At 65.4% G+C, this 20002-nt stretch carries 15 protein-coding genes; 6 read left to right on the top strand and 9 right to left on the bottom strand.

Features of this window, described 5'->3' with window-relative positions; genetic code table 11:
* The first annotated feature begins 7 nt into the window (after positions 1-7).
* From AB7M33_RS21655 to AB7M33_RS21630, 6 genes are all read left to right on the top strand, one after another.
* Positions 8-886 carry a sulfurtransferase gene (locus AB7M33_RS21655; protein ID WP_454243593.1) on the top strand — a complete coding sequence of 293 codons (879 nt, stop codon included), beginning with the start codon at positions 8-10 and terminating at the stop codon, positions 884-886.
* A 120-nt stretch (positions 887-1006) separates the two neighbouring features.
* A complete protein-coding gene (locus AB7M33_RS21650) occupies positions 1007-3172 on the top strand; it encodes a TonB-dependent siderophore receptor (RefSeq protein WP_454243592.1) in 2166 nt (721 codons plus the stop codon).
* A 9-nt stretch (positions 3173-3181) separates the two neighbouring features.
* Positions 3182-4015: a 5'-nucleotidase, lipoprotein e(P4) family gene (locus AB7M33_RS21645; RefSeq protein WP_454243591.1), complete on the top strand. Its 834-nt coding sequence runs from the start codon at positions 3182-3184 to the stop codon at positions 4013-4015.
* Between the two features lie 19 nt (positions 4016-4034).
* Positions 4035-4631: a nicotinamide riboside transporter PnuC gene (pnuC, locus tag AB7M33_RS21640; RefSeq protein WP_454243590.1), complete on the top strand. Its 597-nt coding sequence runs from the start codon at positions 4035-4037 to the stop codon at positions 4629-4631.
* Positions 4628-5416, top strand: coding sequence for a GntR family transcriptional regulator (locus tag AB7M33_RS21635; protein WP_454243589.1), 789 nt, complete (start codon positions 4628-4630; stop codon positions 5414-5416). Before pnuC ends, AB7M33_RS21635 begins: the two co-directional genes overlap by 4 nt.
* A complete protein-coding gene (locus tag AB7M33_RS21630) occupies positions 5413-6024 on the top strand; it encodes an HAD family hydrolase (RefSeq protein ID WP_454243588.1) in 612 nt (203 codons plus the stop codon). The genes AB7M33_RS21635 and AB7M33_RS21630 overlap by 4 nt, the downstream gene beginning before the upstream one ends.
* A 9-nt stretch (positions 6025-6033) precedes the next feature.
* On the opposite strand, the gene bcsC is transcribed toward AB7M33_RS21630, so the two are convergent.
* From bcsC to bcsE, 9 genes are read right to left on the bottom strand one after another with little or no spacing between them, the layout of a single operon-like run.
* The gene (gene bcsC, locus AB7M33_RS21625) at positions 6034-9552 is read right to left on the bottom strand and encodes a cellulose synthase complex outer membrane protein BcsC (RefSeq protein ID WP_454243587.1); all 3519 of its coding nucleotides are present in this window, start codon (positions 9550-9552) and stop codon (positions 6034-6036) included.
* Entirely contained in the window at positions 9540-10655 is a 1116-nt protein-coding gene (bcsZ, locus tag AB7M33_RS21620) for a cellulose synthase complex periplasmic endoglucanase BcsZ (RefSeq protein ID WP_454243586.1), read from the bottom strand. Before bcsZ ends, bcsC begins: the two co-directional genes overlap by 13 nt.
* The gene (gene bcsB, locus AB7M33_RS21615) at positions 10655-12937 is read right to left on the bottom strand and encodes a cellulose biosynthesis cyclic di-GMP-binding regulatory protein BcsB (protein ID WP_454243585.1); all 2283 of its coding nucleotides are present in this window, start codon (positions 12935-12937) and stop codon (positions 10655-10657) included. The genes bcsZ and bcsB overlap by 1 nt, the downstream gene beginning before the upstream one ends.
* Complete coding sequence (gene bcsA / locus AB7M33_RS21610; protein ID WP_454243584.1) at positions 12934-15543, bottom strand: UDP-forming cellulose synthase catalytic subunit; 2610 nt, start codon at positions 15541-15543, stop codon at positions 12934-12936. Before bcsA ends, bcsB begins: the two co-directional genes overlap by 4 nt.
* Positions 15540-16244: a cellulose biosynthesis protein BcsQ gene (bcsQ, locus tag AB7M33_RS21605; RefSeq protein WP_454243583.1), complete on the bottom strand. Its 705-nt coding sequence runs from the start codon at positions 16242-16244 to the stop codon at positions 15540-15542. Before bcsQ ends, bcsA begins: the two co-directional genes overlap by 4 nt.
* On the bottom strand, positions 16241-16459 hold the full coding sequence (bcsR, locus tag AB7M33_RS21600) for a cellulose biosynthesis protein BcsR (protein WP_265968066.1): 219 nt from the start codon (positions 16457-16459) through the stop codon (positions 16241-16243). Before bcsR ends, bcsQ begins: the two co-directional genes overlap by 4 nt.
* On the bottom strand, positions 16456-18075 hold the full coding sequence (bcsG, locus tag AB7M33_RS21595) for a cellulose biosynthesis protein BcsG (protein WP_454243582.1): 1620 nt from the start codon (positions 18073-18075) through the stop codon (positions 16456-16458). Before bcsG ends, bcsR begins: the two co-directional genes overlap by 4 nt.
* Positions 18068-18253, bottom strand: a complete 186-nt coding sequence (bcsF, locus tag AB7M33_RS21590) for a cellulose biosynthesis protein BcsF (RefSeq protein WP_265968063.1) — start codon at positions 18251-18253, stop codon at positions 18068-18070. The genes bcsG and bcsF overlap by 8 nt, the downstream gene beginning before the upstream one ends.
* Positions 18250-19740 carry a cellulose biosynthesis protein BcsE gene (gene bcsE / locus AB7M33_RS21585; protein ID WP_454243581.1) on the bottom strand — a complete coding sequence of 497 codons (1491 nt, stop codon included), beginning with the start codon at positions 19738-19740 and terminating at the stop codon, positions 18250-18252. Before bcsE ends, bcsF begins: the two co-directional genes overlap by 4 nt.
* Positions 19741-20002: the final 262 nt, after the last annotated feature.

Raw genomic sequence — 20002 nt, 5'->3', positions numbered from 1 at the left:
AGCCCCTATGCCCGACATCCTCATTTCACCCAACGCCTTGCACCACGCCCTGCAACAGCCGGGCCTGGTGGTGCTCGACGCCAGTGTGGAACTGGCCGCCGCCCAGTTCGATGGCGACTACCGCGTCGCCAGTGGCCATGCGGCCTGGCTGGCCGAACACATCCCGACGGCGCGGCATGCCGACCTGACGTGCGAGCTGGCCGACACCGCGGCGAGCTACAGCTTCGCCCTGCCTTCGCCGACAGAGGGAGCCGCGGCGCTGGCACGCCTGGGCATCGCCGAGGCACGGCACATCGTGGTCTACGACCGGCATGAGGGTTTTTGGGCCGCACGCCTGTGGTGGATGCTGCGTAGCCTGGGCGTGGCCGCGTCGGTGCTCGACGGCGGCCTGAAGGCCTGGCGCCAGGCCAACCTGCCCTTGGCCCGCGGTGAGCAAGCTCAGCCTGGTGTAGCGGGTTCGCCAGTGTCGCTCACCGTCCATCCAGGGTACTGGGCAAACCGCGAAGACGTGCTGGCCGTACTCGATGGACAAGCGCCAGGCACGCTGGTGTGTGCGCTGTCCAACGGGCTGTTCGAGGGCAGCGCGGTGACCCGCTATGCCCGACGCGGCCATATCCCCGGCAGCCTCAACCGACCGGCGCGGCAACTGTTCGACGAGCAGGGCCGCTACCTGGCGCCCGACGCATTGGCCCGCGCACTCGGCCCAGCATTGGTCGAAGGCACCCAGCCACTGGTCCTCTACTGTGGCGGCGGTATTTCCGCGGCCGCCACTGCCCTGGCCCTGACGCGCCTGGGGCGCCAGGGCGTTTCGATCTATGACGGCTCGCTGCAGGAATGGGCAGCTGACCCTGCATTACCAATGACCACCGGAGCAACGCCGGCCTGAAGTTCCACCCCCTTCAAGCGCCCGCTCAACGATGCTGTCGCCGCTGCATAGGCGCGGCATCGCGAGCACAGGTTTACCCGATTTTCGGTGCCACACCGCTGGTCACCCAGGAGTTCGTTCATGGCTTCATCCTTGTCTTTTCATCACCGCCACGGCCTTGCGCTGGGGCTGCTGAGCCTGTCATTGAACCCGGCCCTGGCCTGGGCAGACAGCACCCTGCTGGAGGCCATCACCGTGACGGGCGCACAGACCAACAGCTACCAAGCCACCTCAGCCTCGGTGGGGGGGCTGGGCGAGGCGCCACTGCTCGATACGCCGGCCTCGGTTGCGGTGTTCACCGAGCAACTGCTCAAGGACCGCCAGGCCAGGCTGCTCAGCGACGTGCTCAGCAACGACGCCTCGACCGGCGAAAGCTATGCACCGATCGGTTACTACGAAAACTTCGTGGTTCGCGGGTTTTCCCTCAGCGCCGCCAACAGCTACAAGATCAACGGCAGCACCATCACCGGCGAGCAGAACGTCGCGCTGGAAAACAAACAGCAGGTCGAGCTGCTCAAAGGCCTTTCCGGGTTGCAAAGTGGCGTTTCCGAGCCGGGCGGGCTGGTCAACTACGTCACCAAGCGCCCGCAGAACGTACGTTCAGTCACCGTCGCAAGCAACGAATCAGGCGAGCGCTATGTGGCCACCGACCTTGGCGGCTGGCTGGACAGCGAGCAGCGCCTGGGCGTGCGCGCCAACTTCGCCCATGAAGACATCCGCTCCTACGTGGACAACTCGGACGGCAAACGCGATTTCGCCTCCCTGGCCGTGGACTGGAACCTCAGCGATGCCGCCCTGCTGCAGCTGGATGCCGAGTACCAGACCCGCGAACAGCGCTCGGTGCCGGGCTATCAGCTACTCGGCGGTAGCGTGGTGCCCACCGGCATCGACCCCAAGGACCGCCTGGCCGACCAGCGCTGGTCGAAACCAGTGGGTATCGATTCGCTCAACCTTGGCAGCCGCTTCGAGTACCGCTTCGACGACAACTGGAGCGCCAACTTGAGCGCTTCGCGCAGCCGGGTGGTGATCGACGACTACAGCGCCTTCGCCTGGGGCTGCTATGGCGCCCCGAGCTGCGCCAGCTCCGCCGTGCCCAACTACTTCAGCCCCGAGGGCGACTACGATGTCTACGACTTCCGCAACCCCGACGATACCCGCCGCAACGACGAGCTACAGGCGGCACTGAGCGGGCGCTTCGACAGCGGTCCTTTGCAGCATGAGCTGACCGTCGGCAGCAGCGCCCTGCGCCGTATCGTCGACCGCCGCGACTCGGTCAACGAATGGGTGGGCACCGCCAACATCTACCAGCCTGTACCCGACTTTGCGCCGACCAGCGAACCGCTGGGCCACACCTATCGGCGCCTGGACAGCCGCCAGTACGGGCTGTTCTTCAGCGACCGGCTGAGCTACGGCGAACACTGGCAGGCCATTCTGGGCGGCCGCCAGGTGCGCCTGGACGAAAAAACCTTCGATATCGACGGCAACACCACGCGCCATACCCAACGTTCGGAGTTCCTGCCCAACGTGGCACTGATCTACAAACCGCGCCCGGACATCTCGCTGTACACCCGCTACAGCAAAGGCCTGTCACTGGGCGGCGAAGCGGCGTGGTTCACCACCAATGCCGACGAGATCCTGCCGCCCACGGTTTCACGGCAACTGGAGGTAGGTGCCAAGCGTGACTGGCAGGGCTTGAGCCTCGGCGCCGCGCTGTTTCGCATCAGCAAGGCCTACCAGTATTCACGCCCCAATGGCGACGGCAGCTTCACCTACGTGCAGCAAGGCGACCAGGAAAACATCGGCCTCGAACTGTCCGCCAGCGGGCACCTGACCGAGCAGTTGCAGGTGTCGGCCAGTGCCGCGGCCATCCGCGCCCGGGTCGAGGACAGCGGCACTGACAGCTACGAAGGGCACCAGGCGATCAACGTGCCAAACGTGCGCGCCAGCCTGCATGCCGACTACAGTGTCGCCAGCATCAAGGGCCTGGCCCTGCTCGGCGGCCTGCGCTACAGCGCCAGCAAGTATGCAAGCCAGGCCGGCAATGTGAAGGTCGACGGGTACACGGTGTTCGATGCCGGGGCGCGCTACACCCTGGACCTTGAGGGGTACGAAACCGTAGTGCGCCTGACCGTGGACAACCTCTTCGACAAACGCTACTGGCGTGATGTGGGCGAATACATGGGGGATGGCTACCTGTTCCAGGGTGCGCCGCGCACCGCTCGCCTGTCCGCCACCGTGAATTTCTGAGGAATCGCCATGACCCGGTCCGTCTCGCTGATCGCCACCCTGCTGGCAACGCTGCTCACCGGTTGCCAGCAGCACCCGCCCGCTAACGACCAACTCGATGCAGTGCTCTGGACCCAGACGTCGGTGGAACACGACCTGCTGTTCCGCCAGGTGTATGCCAGTGCCACCCAGCACCTCGATAGGGCCTTGGCCGACCCCGCCTGGGATGCGCTGGCACACGCACCGCGCGCGCTACACGGCTTGCCACCGGCGCTGATCATCGACATCGACGAAACCCTGCTGGATAACGTCCCGCTCAACGCCCGTTCGATCATCAATGACCGCCCCTATGACTACGACGCCTGGTACCAGTGGGTCGATCGCGCCAAGGCCCCTGCCCTGCCCGGCGCAGTGGACTTCCTGCAGGCCGCCGCGCGCCGTGGTATCACGCCGTACTACCTGACCAACCGAGCGCCAGGCCAGGAGCAGGCAACCCTGGAAAACCTGCGCCGCGCCGGCTTCCCCATCGACAGCAGCGCCCAGATTCTCACCGCCGGCACCGCCATTGGCGGTTGCCAGGCCAGCGGTTCGGACAAGACCTGCCGCCGTCATTGGGTGGGGACCCAGGCGCGGGTGCTGATGCAACTGGGCGACAGTTTCGGTGATTTCATGGCCACCCGCGGCAGCCAGCAGGCCCAGCTCGACGCGGCCCGCCCCTACTTCGCCTGGCTGGGTGAACGCTGGTTCCTGCTGCCCAACCCCACCTATGGCGGCTGGTACAGCGCGCCGTACCAGGGGCGCGAGGAGTTGCCGGAACAACAGAAGCGCGCCTTCAAGCACAAGGTCTTGAAGCCCCAGTACTGACGCTGCCGAGGAGGCGCCCATGTCAACGTTAGAAATCATCGCCGTGCTGTTCAATATCCTCGGCGTGTGGCTGACCACCCAACGTATTCGCTGGTGCTGGCCGGTAAGCGTGGTCGCCGTGCTGCTCTACGCCTGGATATTCTTCGACGTGAAGCTGTATTGCGACATGCTGCTGCAACTGGTCTTCGCCGTGCTGCAAGGTTACGGCTGGTGGCGCTGGAGCCAGGGTTACAGCGTCGCCGGCAAGGTCGGCGTGCAACGCCTGCCGCGCCGCGAGGCCATCGTCAGCCTGGCGGCGGGGCTTGCTGGCGCAGTACTGCTTGGCACCGTCATGCAGCGCTACACCGATGCCTCCGCGCCGTGGATCGACGCGCTGCTGAGTTCGCTCAGCCTGGTGGCCAGCTTCTGGGCGGCACGCAAATACGTCGCCAGCTGGGGGCTGTGGATTGTGCTCGACAGCGCCTACGTCGGGCTGTTCCTGTTCAAGGACCTGCAACTCACGGCGGCCCTGTACGCCGGCTTCGTGGTACTGGCCGCCTACGGCCTGCTGGCCTGGCGCAACGAACTGCTGGCCCAGCAACAGCCCCTGCCTGCGGGCGCCGAGGTATTGCCATGAACCCGTTTCGCACCTCGTTCGTCAGCGAGTCGCAGCCACAGGCCACGTGGCGCGCCAGCCAGCCCCATTACCTGCGTATCCGCGATCAACTGGCCAGTGACCTGGCCAAAGGCTGCCTGCCCGCCGACAGCAAGCTGCCCGCAGAGCGCGACCTGGCCGAGCGTTTCGACTGCACACGGGTGACCCTGCGCCAGGCACTGCAATTGCTGGAAACCGACGGCGTCATCTACCGCCAGGACCGCCGCGGCTGGTACGTCAGCCCCCCACGCATCCGCTACGACCCAACCGGCATCACAGGCTTCATGGAGTATGTCGCCAGCCAAGGGCGCACGCCACGCACCGAGTGCCTGCACGCCGAGCGCCGCCCGGCCGGGGCCTGGCTGGCCAAGCGCATGGGCCTGGAGCATGCGGAGGAGCCGGTGTTCTACCTGCAGCGCCGTCGCTACGTGGACCAACGCCCGGTGCTGCTCGAGTGCAATGTGCTGGTCGCCGACTGGTGCCCCGCGTTGCTCGACGCCGACCTCAACACCTCGCTGACCGCCCTGCTGCGCGAACGTTTCGGCCGCGTGCAGTCGCGCAGCGAGTTGTGCATGCACCCTGAGACGATGAACGACTTTCAAGCCGACCTGCTGCAAGTCTCCCCAGGCTCGAGCAGTTTCTACCTGGAACGCCTGAGCTTCGGCGAGCGCGGCCAGCCCGTGGAGTTCGACCAGGAATTCTGGCGCCCGGACGCCCTCGCCGTGGTGCTGCAAACCCGCTACCCCGGCCAGGTCGAAGCGTTATGAAACACCCACTCGACACCCCACTGGAAACACGCTTGCTGGCCGCCGAAGGCCTGATTTTCGACTGCGACGGCACCCTGATCGACAGCCTGCCCGCCTACGCCAGCGCCTGGCGCGCGGGCTTCGCTGCGTCTGGCAAGGGCATGGACAGCGCATGGCACGCCGCCCGCTGCGGCCTTTGCGAGACGCAATTGATGACGCATTTCGAACAGAGCCACCAGGTCACGCTGGATCGCCCCAGGGTGGTGGCGACGATGCGCCAGCACTACCTGGCCAACCTTTCCCGGCATGTGCGTGAGATCACCCAGGTGACTGCCATCGCCAGGCGGTTTGCCGGGGTGAAGCCCATGGCGGTGGCATCCAGTGGATCACGCGAGATTGTCTTGAACTCACTGGCCGCACTGGGTTTGGTCGCGCTGTTCGACGCCATTGTGACCATCGACGATGTCGGCAAGGCCAAGCCTGATCCTGCTATCCCTCTAGAGGCCGCCCGGCGACTGGGGCTGCCGCCTGCTCGCTGCCTGGTGTTCGAGGACAGCGAGCAAGGCCTGGAAGCAGCGCAGCGCGGTGGGCTGCCGGTGGTGGACATAAGACGGCTGAGCGCCCCTTAGATGCGCCTGTCAACGCCACTCGCTGTAAGGCTCCAGCGGCGTCACCGGCAGCGCCAGATTGCCCCGCCACGGTTCGAACAGGTAGCGCAGGTAAAGCATGCCATGGCTCGGTGCATAGTCATCGCTGTGCTGCCAGTCGAACCCGCCGCCCATCACCCAGTGATCGCTCAGACGGCGCTCGAACAGACCGCGCAGGCGGTAACCCAGTCCGCTGCTGTTACTGGCGTCGCTGATGGCGTCGAGGTTGGAGTCGACGCCATACTGCGCCAGCACCTTGTGATTGACATGTGCATCCGGGTACAGACGGCTGCTGCCGCTGTGGGCCTGGGACCAACCGACGGAGCCCTCCAGCAGCAACGACCAGTCGTAGTTGCGCCAGGCATAACTGACCGGCACGCCGACCGACGTGTAGCGCTGCGGGCTGTAATAGCCGCCCTGCCCCAGGCTGTAGCCGCCCAGGTCCTTGTCGTGGCGCCAGTGCATCAGCGTCACGCCAACGCGCACACGCTCGTCAGCTTTTTCCACCAGGCGGTGGTAGTAGCCGGCCATGGCACGGCTACGCTGGTTGTCAGCCACGTTTTCGCCATACAGCCAATGGTGCCCCAGGCTGGCCCAAACCCCGTCATCGCCGCCTTGGTCCCAGCTCAGGCCAAGCGTGGCCCCGTTGGCCGTGACCCCACCCCAGCGCACACCCGTCGCCGGGTCACGCGCGCCCGCGAACGACAGCAGCGAGTTGCTCATCGGCCGCCGCGACGCAGTCAGCGACCAGCCGACCTGGCCGACATCGCCGTTGACCGTGGCGCCACCCAGCCAGTTGTTGACCTCGTAGCCTTGGGTGGTACCCAGGTCGAGGGCCCAGCGGCTGCCCTGCCAGCCCAGCGCCAGCACGCTACCGTCTGCGGTTTGCGAGCCACCGCTGCAGCCTGGGAAGGACACCCCGTCAGCGTTGCGGCCAACAAACTGGCAGGTGCCGAAATCCGTGGTATTGCGCCCCTGATCATTGAGTTCGAATGACCCCGCATCCATGCCGATGCGCTCCACGCGCGCAAAGGCGGTGCCGTCCTGCAACGGGGTATCGACATGCAACAAGGTGGACTGAGTGCTCAGTTCGGATGTGCCCGGCGTACCGTCGTCCTGGCGCCAACCGTAGTCATGCATCAGGGTCACGTGGGTATTGCGCTGTCGATACAGCGCATCGACATCGCTGCGCAGGCTGCGCGCCAACCAGTCATCGCCGTCCTGCTCTCGGCTGGCGAGCGTCATTGCGCGGTCGTCCCGTGGCGACACCGCCGCCGGGTCAAGCAACTGCGCATCGGCCATCGCTGCAGCGTAAAGGCTCAGCGCCCGCTGCGGGTCGTGCTGCGCCACCAGGCGGGCGGCGTCGCGACGCAGCAACGGATCAGGCTGCGGCTGCTGAGCAGCCATCCGCTCAAGCAGCCTGGCTGCCTGGTCGCGCTCACCCAAAGCGACCCATACCGCCGCCATGCGCTGCTGGGTGTTACTGTCATCGGCAGCCAACTGTGGCGGCTGAGCGACCAGCAACTGCCGAGCGTGCGCGAGGTTTCCTTCAGCGACCCAGCTTTCGATCACGCCCAGGCGCGCTGCGGGCTGCCCGGGCTGTAGGGCCAGCACACGCTGGTAATAGCCGCGCGCCTTGCCCGGCTCACCGCGTGCCGCTGCCCAGTCGGCCAACAGCATCAGGTCGTCCGCGCCGCCCTCGCCACGCGCCAGGTTGGCCTCAAGCAGCGCGGACGCCTGCGCGCTATGGCCTTGTGCCTGCAACTGCTGCGCCGAGGCCGGGGTCATGCGGCGCCGAATGCGCTGCTCCAGCCCCTGCATGTCAGCGTTCCAGGTGCTCTGCGGCACCGCCGCGAGGCTGTCCAAGGCCAAGGCATCTCGGTCGCTGGACTCCAGGAACAGGCCATGGGCATAGCGGGTCGCCGGGTCATTGGGCTGGCGCTGCACCAGCTTGGCGAATGCCGCGTCGGCCTCGCCGGTGCGCCCCAGGTGGCGCAGGCTGTTGGCCAGTTGATAGACCAGCCAGGGCTCATCCGGGGCCAACGCATAGGCCTGGCCCAGCGCCTGGCTGGCCGCCGACCAGTCCTCGCGCTGCAGGGCTTCATCGCCTTGCTGACGCAGACGCGCCAGTTGCAGGCTGCGGCGCAGGCTGGCGAACTGCGCTTGTTGCCGGGGTGGCAGGCTGTCGAGGTACACCTGCGCCTTGTCGGGGGATTGCGCCTGGTACACCCGCATCAGGCCACGCACGGCACTTTCGTTATCTGGCGCCCTACGCCGCACCTGCAGGAATTGGCGCTCGGCAGCGGCTGCATCACCCTCTGCCAGGGAGACATCCGCCAGGCCCAGCAGAGCGTATTCATCCTGCGGGCGCTGCTGACGTGCCCGCAGGTAAATGGCACGCGCACCTCGCACATCGTGTGCCTGCAAAGCCCGCTCACCTTTGTTGAGCAACGCCCAGTACTGGCTGGACGACTCCAGGTCCTTCCACTGGCTGATCCAGTAGGTGTCCTGCTCCTTGGCACTCGCGGCCCGAAACGCCGCATTGGCGTCTTCATAGCGTCCCTGACGCATCAGGGCATAGCCCAAGGCACCGTGCAGGCCGGCATCGTCCGGGTACTGCCGCAGCGCCCGACGCAACTGGGCTTCGGCCTCGGCGTTACGGCCCTTGTCGAGCAACGCCTTGCCCCGTTGGCCGGCCTGCCAGGACGGGTCGGCAAGCAGTTTGCGTTGCTGTTGCAGGTTCTCACTGGCCTGGGCCAACAACGGCGAGGCCGGGTAGCGCTGCAGAAAAGCTTGCCACGCCGCCGCACTGGCGGCGCTCACCGCCTGCCCAGACAGGTAGTCGAACTCGCGCTGGGCAGCGGCATCGCGTGCGCCAGGGTCGCGCGCCAGCTGGTCGAGCAGTGCCAGCGCTTCGCGGTCGCGGTTTTCAGCGAACAGCCAACCGGCCAGGGTCTGGCGCAGTCCCGCACTGCCTGGGTACTGCTGGTCCAACTGCTGCAACTGGAGGATCGCCGCAGAACGTTGGCCTGGCAGGTTGCCGCGCACGCGCCAGTAGTCCAGTGCCAGTTCAAGGCTGGGTGGCTCACCCGCAAACAATTGCTCATACGCCGCCAGCGCTTCTTCATTGCGCCCGGTAACGGCCAGCAGCCGCGCCTGCTGCAGGCGCCGCGCGGCCTCTGGCTGCTGCAGTTCGAGCAAGCGCAGGGCTTGGCGTGCCTGCGGGCTGCCGGGCGCCAGGGCATTGATCCGAGCCTGCAACTGCTGGGCCTCGGTGATGTTCTTGTCGCGCAACGCCAGGCTCAAGGCTGCCAGCAGCACTTGCGGGTTACGCGGTTCCAGCAATTGCAGGCGGCCCAGCGCATCGCGCACCAAGTCGTCACGGTGCAGCGCCTCGCCCCGGCGCACCTGGTCCAGCAGCCATTGGCGTTGTTCAGTTGCATCCTTGGGTTGCGCTGCGGCCTGGCACGCCACTGTCGCCAGCATCAACACGCCAATCATTCGCTGCATGGCGCGCTCCAGGCTGGCAACAGGCGACCGTGCGGGTCAAAACGGTAACGGGCTTCATCCCAGCCCTGGCCAAACAGCGCCAGCACCTGGCTGTAATAGGCGTTGGCTTCGACCGGCTGCTCGCGCAGACGCTGACGCTGGGCAGCCAGGCCAGCAGCGTGTTCAGGTAACGCTGCCAGCAAGGGCAACAACGCAGCAGAGAACCCCGTCGGGCCATGGCCACTGGTGTTGCCGCTGTGTGCCTCCACGCGCTCTGGCGGCAGGCCTTGGCCTGTGGTCACGGTTGCCATTGGGGCATAGTGGGCAACAAGTTCGCTACGCTGGGGCGCATCCTTGGCCAACATACCGACCCACAGGTACACCCGAATGGCGTCGTAGTCACCGGCATTGCCATGTTGCGGGTCCGCAGCCAGTTCTCCGGCCGGTGTCCACAGCAGCCAGTCCGGGGCAAACCCCTTGGGCGAGGACGCCAGCCACAAACGTCGTGTGTTGGCTGCCAGCTCACCCCACAGGGGGTCCACCAGGCTGAAGCGCTCTAACAATTGCAGCGGCAGGTAGCTGGGGTTCAAGCGAGTACCGCGGGCATCCTCGAAGCCGTAGTCACCCGGCAGCAGCATTACGCCCAGGCCCGGCAGCTTGCGCACGGTCTGGGCAGCGATGCGCCATAGCACGCGCTGGCCCAGTTGCGTGTACGCGGGCTCGTCCCACAGCCGCCCGGCCTCCAGCAGGCTGTAGGCAATCCACAGGTCGGCGTCGCTGGCGTTGTTGGCGTCCAGCACCTGCCACTGGCTCTGGCCATCACGGCCCCACAGCCAGGCTGGCAGGTGCCGGGCCAGGTCGCCCTCAGCCAGGTTATTGTGGGTCCAGCGCAGCACCTGTGCGAAGGCTGGCCGGTCATTGCCCACCAGGGCGAAGAACAGTGCATAGCTCTGCCCTTCCGAGGTGGTGATCAGGCGCTCGTCGCTCGGGTCGATGACCCGGCCATCCACGCTCACCCGCTCAGCCTTGAAGCGGTCCCAGGCTGGCCACGGGCAAGCCGGCGCGGCACTCACGAAAACGGGCACGCCCAAGGCGAACAGCCCTACCAGCCACTGACGCATCATCACCCCGCCTCACCCAGTCGACGCCGGCCAGCCCAGCGCAATGCCCGCCACAGCAAGAAGGCGAACAGCACCACGCAAACGGCCGCGATCGCCGCCAACAACACCGGGTGCTCGGACAAGTGGAACCACAGCAGCAGCCACCACGGCAACGCGCCAACAAAATAATGCTCGCCAACGAACTGGCTGGTCACACCGCTGCTGCGCACCAATGTGACCGAGCCCGCCACGGCATCGAGCTTGCCCACATCGCCGAGCACCTCGCGCAGCAACCCGTAGTCGCTGTCGCTGTTGGCCAACAGGGCCACGACGCTGCGCTGCTCATGAAACGGCGATTTCAGCCCGGTAATGGCCGCGATCGGCGCCTGCGCGCTGACCGCCACGCGGCTGCTCGCTGCCACCGGCGTGGTATCGAAACGCTGGCTGCCTGGCAGCCCCGCGCTACGGCCTTGCAGTAACCAGTCACGCTGGGCGCTGAGCAGCAGGCCTAGGTTGGGCGCATCGCTCAATGCTTCGGGCAGGCTGCCGATCAGCAGCAGGTCGGCATCTGCCAATGCTGCCTGCTTCCAGTCGTCGACCAGGCGCAGGCCAAGCGCTGGATAACCGATCTGCCCGGCCAACCCTCCCACAGTGTCGAGCAAGGTGCCAATCTGCATCGCCGAGGGCGTTGCCGGCATGATGACCAAGGTCTCGGAAAGGTCCGCCATGCGGCTGAACGGGAAGCCACTGCGGGCGAATGCGCGCAGGTCAGGCATGGCGATGTAATGGTGGTAGCCCGACAGGTCGATGGTCGAGTTTTCGTCGATCGCCGCCCGCACATCCACCGGCAGCGAGGTTTGGCAATGATCCCGCTGAGCACTGCCCAGGGTACTGGCAAAGCTGAAATCGAAGCGCAGCCGGTTGCGGTCGCCGATCTTCAACGCCGGCACCAGCGATTTCTCGGTCAAGGCAGTGCTGTCACCCGACAACACCGCCAGGCGCATCTGCTCAAGCTTGCCAGCACGCCGGTCGTTGCCCACCAGCGGCATGCTGGTGATGTACTGGTCATTGACGCTGATACTCAGGCGCGATTCGTCGGTGACTGCCGGCGCCGTGTAGCGGTACAGCGTTCGTAGCGGAATGCCTTGGTTGCGCCAGACAAACAGGTCTGGCGGCAGGTTCAGTTCCAACGTCACCGGCCGCGGCTGCAGGCCGCTGACTTGCAACTGCTCAGGGTAATCGAGCAGTTCGGCGAAACGCACCGGCCGATCAGTACGCGTCCAGTTCGGCGCATCGTAGGGCAGGCGCGGTTGCAGCGCGGTCACCTGCTCGACCTTGACACTGGCACCACGGAACAGGTTGTTGCCAACTGCCAGGGCCGAGGCTGCCTTGACCAGGTCTTCATCGTTGCGCCCCAGTACCAGCAGCATTTTGCTCCAACGGTCGCCGGGGTGATCGATCATCTGCAACACCGGGCCGTCCACCAGCGGAAACCTCTTCAGGTCACCCAGGAATGCAGGACGTCGCTCATTGCTGGCAAACACGATGCTCGGCATGGGTTTGTCGGCAATGGCCGGCAGGCTGTTGTACAGCACCGGGAAGGACGCCTTGCGCCAGCCGGCCTGGCTGCCGAAGTAAGACGCCAGGATAGCCGCCGCACGCTGCTCACCCAGGCTCGGCACACCACTGAACACCACCGGCAGCTCGACCTTGCCGGTATCGCGGGCGTCGAAGAACGGCAGCGGGAAATACGCCAGGTCGTTGTCCAGCGCCAGTGCCTGCTCGTGCAACTGCACCTGGCTCTTGCGGTTCAGGTTCAGCCATAGGCCGCTGTGCGCCGGGTCTTCGCAGATGTCGGTGTAATGCCCGACGAATTCCAAGCGTACCCGGTTGAAGTCGCTGAGCAGCTTTGGGTCCAGGGGCAGTTGTCGGCGTACGCGCTGGCCCAACTGCTGCTTCTCGACCGGCACTACCCCCATCAGCTCGTCATTGAGGTACACGCGCAGGTGCGACAGGTTCGGCAACAGCGCGGGCGAAGGCGTGTAGTCCAGCTGCAAGGTGGCATCGGTAGCAAGGCGGTCGCGACGCAGGCCGAACTCGATGTGTTCGCTGTTGCGCACCCCTAACAGCAGGCTGTCGGATGCATGCCCGAGCTGCTCGAAGGTTTTCGTAACCGGCCAGTTCGGCACCGTGGGTACGGCTGGCTCGGCAAGCGGGGTTACAGCGTCGGCTGCGGCGCTCTGCGACAAGGCGGCAAACAGCGCCATCGCCAAGCCCCAGGTACGCGCGGGATAACCAGTCATCATGCGTCTCGATCAACAAGGTTCAGGGAAGGGAAAGGCCGCGGTGTGCGGGGCCTGTAGCTGGCCAGCCAGCGCGCCAGCGTACGCAGTGGGCGCAACCACGCACGCAGCCACGGCGGCAGTTGCTCGACCAGGCGCAAGTAACCAACGCCACCCAGCTTCAGCACATCGACCAGGCTGCGCAGCGGACGATCGGCTTCATGCTGCTCGTGCCAGCCAAGCCAGGCATCGGCACGGGCGAAGGTGCAGTGAACCAGGTCGATACGCTGTTGCTGGCTCAAGTCATGGAACACCAGGCCCACGTGGTACCCGACAGTACGGGTGACACAGGCCTGGAAGGCGAATTCGCGCTGGCCACGGTTGAGCAGCAGGCGTACCCGAGCCCCCGGCTGCAGCTCAAGGCCCGGGGGCAACTGCAAGCCAACACCGCCATCGGAGTAATCCACCAGGGTGCAGGGGTAGGCGTGGCCGCTGGCAAGCACCAGCCCCGCTGGCAAGCGCATTTGTACCCGGTGGGCGCGGCGCACCTGCCGCACTTCGGCGGCCACGGCAACGGCGGCGCCGATGATCAGCAGGTTGTAGACAACCCACAGCGAGCTGACGATCACCGTGCCAATTTCTGCTGTGGGGCCTGTAAACAGACGCCACACGGCAAAGCCCAGGCCGGCCACGTTAAAAGCCGCGAGCCACAGGTAAGGCTGGGCGATACGCCAGTCGAACTGCTCCTGCTCCATCAGGCCGCCCTTGGCGGTGACGTTGAACGTGCCCTTCTTCGGCGCAAACAGGGCGACCGTGGTGGGGCGGGCGATGTACCAGGCCAGCACGGTCTCGTAGACCTCGCCCCAGAACGTTTGCCGGTACTTGCCCTGCATGCGCGAGTTGGTCAGGCTGGCGTGGATCATGTGCGGCAGTACGTAGAGCAGGATCATCAAGGCCGGCGCATAGATGATGTAGGCATGCAGCAACAGGAACGCCAGCGGCGCGGTCAGGAATACGAGCCGCGGCAAGCCGGCCAGAAAGTGCAGCATGGCGTTGGCATAACACACCCGCTGGAACAGGCTCAGCCCGCGGCCGAACAGGGGGTTGTCAGTGCGGAAGATCTGCACCATGCCGCGCGCCCAACGAATACGCTGGCCGATGTGCGCCGACAGGCTCTCGGTAGCCAGGCCCGCTGCCTGCGGGATGCTCAGGTAGGCCGAAGACCAGCCCTGGCGGTGCATGCGCAAAGCGGTATGGGCATCCTCGGTGACGGTCTCTACGGCAAAGCCACCGATGCTTTCCAGCGCCGTACGCCGCAGCACAGCACACGAGCCGCAGAAGAATGCCGCATTCCACATATCGTTACCGTCCTGGATCAGGCCGTAGAACAGCTCCCCTTCATTGGGGCGACGACGGAACGAACCCAGGTTGCGCTCGAACGGATCAGGCGAGAAGAAATGGTGCGGCGTCTGCACCAGCGCAAGCGTTGAGTCTTTGAAGAACCAGCCCACTGTCAATTGCAGGAAAGAGCGCACCGGTACGTGATCGCAGTCGAAAATGGCGATCAGCTCGCTGTCTGTCACGCTCAACGCATGGTTGAGGTTACCGGCCTTGGCGTGCTTGTTGTCCGCGCGCACGATGTAGCCCACCCCGACTTCGTCAGCAAACGCCCGAAACGCTTCGCGCCGGCCATCATCGAGGAGGTAGATGCGCAACTTCTCTCTGGGCCAGTCCAGGCCCAGGGCTGCCAGTACCGTAGTACGTACCACTGCCAAGTCTTCGTTGTAGGTCGGGATCATCAGGTCGACCGTCGGCCAGTGCCCCGGGTTTGCCGGCAGGCTCGCCGGTTTGCGCTGCAACGGCCAGCTGGTCTGGATGTAGCCCAGGATCAGCACGAACCACGAGTGAGTCTCGGCCGCCAGCAGGATCACGCCACACACCAGGTCGGTCGTGTCGTTCCAGTTCAGGGTCGAGGTGTAGCGCCACCACAGGTAACGGCAGGAGATGATCGTCGACAGCACGATCAGCATCAGTGTCGGGAAGCGGCCCGGCATGTGCCGCACCAGCATGGCGATGCCCAAAAGCAGGCAGATGAACACCAACTGCGCCAGGTAGCCGAACGGCTCGGTCACGCACAGCAAGGCCAGGCCAATGGCGCAGAGTGTCAGCACGCTATAGAACGCCCACCGGGCGAAGTCGCTCAAACCGCGCAGGCGTGCCGAGGCTTCTCGCTTGAAGGCACTGGCCCGATAGCGCCCGGGCAATTGTTGCAATCTGTCGATCAGCAGGCCACGGCACTGGCGCACATGCTGCCCCGCGATGCGCCACTGCGCTTGTACTGTGCGCCAAGCTTGGCTGGCCAGCCCAGGTTCGCGTGGCACCGGTGGGCGTCGCAGTAACAGCCACAGGCTCTGGATCAACACACGCAAGGGGTCGCCCAGGGTCGGGCGCTTGCCCGCCAGTTGCGGATACAGGCGCTGACGCTCGGCCAGCAAGGCCTGCCAAGCGGGCGACTCCAGACGCAAGAACAGGAAGGCCAGCCAAACACCCAGGGTAAACAGCCAGGCGACTGGCCGCTGTGCGCCGCGGGCAGTGAACCAGGTGTAGGCAGACAGAGGGGTCAAGCTCACGACGGGCGCCTCGTCAGGCAACGCACCGCCAGGCTCTGCACATCCCGGCAGGCCAAGCTCTGCGGCGCGTAATGGCCAAGCGGAGCTTTGCACGCCAAGGCTTCGAGAAAGGCCTCGTCGCGGTGCACCACCTGGATGGGCAACTGTTCACGGTACAGATCCCGCCACACCATCAGAAGGTCGCTCTGCAAGCGACTTGCCGGGTCGTAGCGATTGACCAGCAGCAAATCGTAATGCTCGACCTGCCGCCGCCCCAGCAACAGATGGCTGGCCATCTCGGCCTCGGCCACCAGTACGCGTACATCGGTCTCGACACGGGCAGCGACATCAGCCGGCCACTGCGGCACGTCGAACAGCAGCCAGTCAAAGTGTTTGGCCAATTCGACCTGGCGAGCGTCCCACGCGGCAGCATCGGCCGCCCGCTGCGGCGCGTCGGCAGGTAGCGCGCCGAAAGGCATCAGCCACAGCCCATCGAGCACCTCGTATACAGCATCGGTGCACGGCCGCCCTTCCCGCTCGGCAAGCGCCCACCCCTCGCGCGTGTCGAGGGGCAGGTTGAAATGCAACCCCAGCAGGTTGTCTGGGCACAGGTCGATCAGCAGCACCCGCTCACCCACCTCCTGCAACGCATAGCCCAGCGCGGCCAGCAAGGCACTGCGCCCCAAGCCACCGCGCACCCCGTGCAACGCCAAGCTGGTCATGGTGTCACCCTCTCACGCCGCGGTGCCGTCAGGGTCAGCTCGCCCTGGGCACTGGAGCGGCAGCTTTCACCCAGCAACGGCCAGCGCTGCAAGGCCTGCTGAACACCTACCAGCATGGAGATGTCCTGGTAGTGCAGGCCCGGCATATCCAGGTGCTGGCGCAGTTGGGCAATGTCGTCGCTACGGTCAGCGGGGTCAGCGTTGCCAGGTTTCATCGGCGCTCCTCGGGAATGGGCTGCCAGTCCGGCTGGCCTTGCAGGCGCATGTAGGCGCGCCCTTGGTAGTTCAAGACCTGCGCACCGGAGGTTTCCGCGACCTGCTCGGTGGTCGGCAAGTCGGTCAGCAGGCTGGGCACATCCAGCGCCTGCTGCTGGCCCAGGCCGGCGTACACGCGCGAGATCAGCTCGGACAGCGCCAGGTAGCTGGTGGGGGCCGAGACCCGCAGCGGCTCGCTGCGTGCAGGCTGCCCCATGCCGATGAACTTGAGGCCAACCGGCACATGGGTAATCGACGGCGTGGGGATTTCGCGCATGCCCGACAATTGCATGCGGTCGCCATGCAGCGCGGCGCCATGTTCCGGGACGATAGCCACGACCACCCGGCGGCCGCTGCGCTCCAGCTCATCGAGGAAGGTGCCCAGCTCGCCGAACAGGCGGTTGGCGCGGGTGGCGTAATCGGCCACGCGGGTCCCCCCATCGGCGGTAACGATGCGGTTGCCGTCGTGCAGGCTGATGCTGTTGTAGAACAACGAAACATGATCATCCGCTGTGTCTTTGCGCTGCCCCCACCAACGCCGCAGCACCTCCAGGTCACTGGCAATCGGCGAGCCGTCGAAGCCGACCAATGCCCGCGGGAAATCGGTGTTGCGCATACCAGGTTGCGGCATGTGCTGCTGGGTGATGTCGCCGATGAAGTTGTCGAACCGCCCGCTGTGGTTGAGCAAGGTATTGCTCTGGAAGCCAAGCCTGGCCAGGTTCTGGAACAACAGGCACTGCGCCGGGGCTGGCTGGTACAGGCCCGCGTGGGACGACTGCCCACAGCTGGCACGCAACACTCGGATAGCAGCTGGCCCGCTGTAGGAGGTGGCCGAGTTGAACTGATCGAAGACCACGTCCAAGCGCGAGAACAAGGGGTTGTCACGCAGCCCCACCGCCGACAGGTCGTCCCAGGCCAGCGAACAGATGTTGATCACCAGCAGGTCGAACGGCTGCTCATCGGCGTTCATCGCAGGGAATGCCGTCACCCGTTCACGCTCATGGGTGAAAAAGCGCTCAAGCCAGCTGTCGAGTGTAGCGTTGTCGGCTATCGCAGTAGCCTGCACCGGCTCAGCGGGGTGGGTAGCGGCAGTGCTGGGCACCTGGCCCGCGCTGAACCCCAGCGACGGCAGGCCACCGACTGCCAGCCAGGCCAGCCCCAACAGGCTCAGGGTGCTCAGGCGCAGCCAATGGCGCAGGTACAGATAGCCCACCAGCAGCAGCATCAGCGCGCCCAGCAGGTTCCAGTTGATAAAGCGGGCCAGCAGTTCAAGCAGGTAATCCCACGAGAAATCGAGCACCCCTGGCTGCGCCAGCAGGCGGCTGAACGGCGGCAACCAGGTGTCCTGGTAGAACAGCGCGATGCCAATCGGCAGCGCCACCAACTGGCGCGCAACGCGCAGCCACTTACCCGGCAGCGGGATCAGCAGAAACACAGCGAACAGCAGGTTTGGCAGGGCCTGGAAATCGAGCATACCCAGGGCGACCAGCAGGAACTTGGCCAAAAAATAAAGGTTCCACCCTCCCAGTCCAGGCCATTGAGCCGGTACCGGGAGAGTGGTGCTTGCATTAGTCATTACGGGTTTCCTGGCGTACAGCGCGGCGGCGTACGCCCAGCGGTTTCAAGTAACGGGGGGAAAGGCGGCGGCGCAACCAGCCGCGCAACGCGGCGCGCAGGCGCACCACCAGCAAGGCCAGCCCTACAGTGACCAGCGCAGTGATGCCAACCACTTGCAGCAGTTGCACGAAGTTCATACAGCGCCCCACTTGGCCAGTGCGACCCGGCGCGGCGCCAGGGCCGGCCGCTCGCGTGCGGGCAGCTGCACCGCCGCGTCAATCCGTGGCGGCTGTGGCACGTTGTCATCAAGGAAGGCCGGGGCGGCCAGGCTGTCGACGCCGGCAAGCACTTCCTGGCTGATGAACAGCTCTTTCCACGACAGCTGGAAGATGTGATCAAGCGCCTGTTCGACGCCTTCGGACCGGCAGGCGAACAGAAACAGGAACAGCACATCACCTACGACACAGGCGATGTCACCGTCGCGGCGGAACACGGTGCGCGAGCATGCCTGCAGCGGGGTCAGGCCAGGGGCCGGGCGCAGCACCAGCAACTGGTGGACAATTTCGCCGTTACGCACACCGTGCCACATTGTCTGCACCGCTTCAGCAAACGCGCCAGGCGCCACCAGCCCGCAGATCGCCAGCGGCCGCAAGCGCGCAAGCAAAGCATCGAAGTCGCTTGGCAGGTGCCGGCGCCAGACGTAACCCTGGATGCTCTCCACCAGGGTCAGGAAGCGCGACAGGCTCGCGCCAAAGGGCACGATCTGGGTGGCCCCGCAGGCCAGCAGCAGTTGTTCATCCTGATAGCGCAGAGTGGGCGCCATCTCGCGCACTACCAGCTTCAGGGCATTGCCGCGCAACTGGCGCAGGTGGTGCAGCTGACGCGCCAGGGTATCCAGACGCTGCCCACCCTCCATGGCAAAAATGACCGTGGCGGATACCGCCCGGCCGGCTTTGTCAGTCAGTTCGTCGAGGCTTTCGCAGACCTGCCAGTGCTCGGAGAAAGCTGGAGCGCCTTCCAGTACCGGCCGCTGGGCAAGGCACATCAGCTCATCGCCACCTGTGTCGGTTGGCGCCTGCGGCGACGCGGCAACGGCAAAACCTGCATCAAGGCGCACCAGCTTGATGTCCCGGGTGCCAACCTTGCCCAGCGCGTTACTCCAGAAGTGCTGCAGGTAACGTACCCCGCCTTTGCCTCGATACACCTGGGCCAACCCGTCGACGCCCTGGTTGAAGGCGCGCAAGCGCTCGACCAGGCCGGCGCACTGCCCGCCGCTGATGACCAGCATCAGCGCAGCCTCCGCCATCAATACCGTGCGCAGGGCATTGCACCATCCCTCGACCTTGCCGCCATCCCACACGTCGGCAGGCGCCAGCACGATCAGCACACGCCCAGGCACATCGATACGGGGCAGGTCATCGACCAGCCGCAGCATCGCTTGCGGGTTGGCTTCATACAACGCCAACGCGTCCGGCCCCTGCACCGCATCGAGTGCGCCTAGCACGTCACCCATGGCTTGCGCATCGGCGATCAGCGCTGCCCGCGTGCGCCCGGGCAAACCCTCCACCACCTGGCGGCACAGCACGGTGGCGTCTTCTGCGGTGTCACAGGCCAACCAGTACAGTCCTTGTACATGAAGCTGGCTGCTTTCGGCCCCTAGGCCGGAAATAGCCAACAACGGCATTGCATTCGTCAAAACACTGGCTCTTCGTCAAAACTAAAATGGCTTACAGCATGAAATTTCGCACGTGCGCCGCTGACGCCTTTTGACTTACGTCAAAAAAGCGATAATTCGGCATGCGAATTCGGAGGAACGTCAACTTTACAGCACTGAGACAGGGTAGAGGCCGTTTGAAATGTAATAAATTGCAAAGGCACGCTCAGTGACGTCGCCCAAAGCGTTGACTTTGACGAAGGTATCGAGGGTGAGGTTGCGTTCTGATCGC

Source organism: Pseudomonas sp. Y3 TE3536 (assembly GCF_053629175.1).
This window is presented reverse-complemented; position numbering and strand designations above follow the sequence as displayed.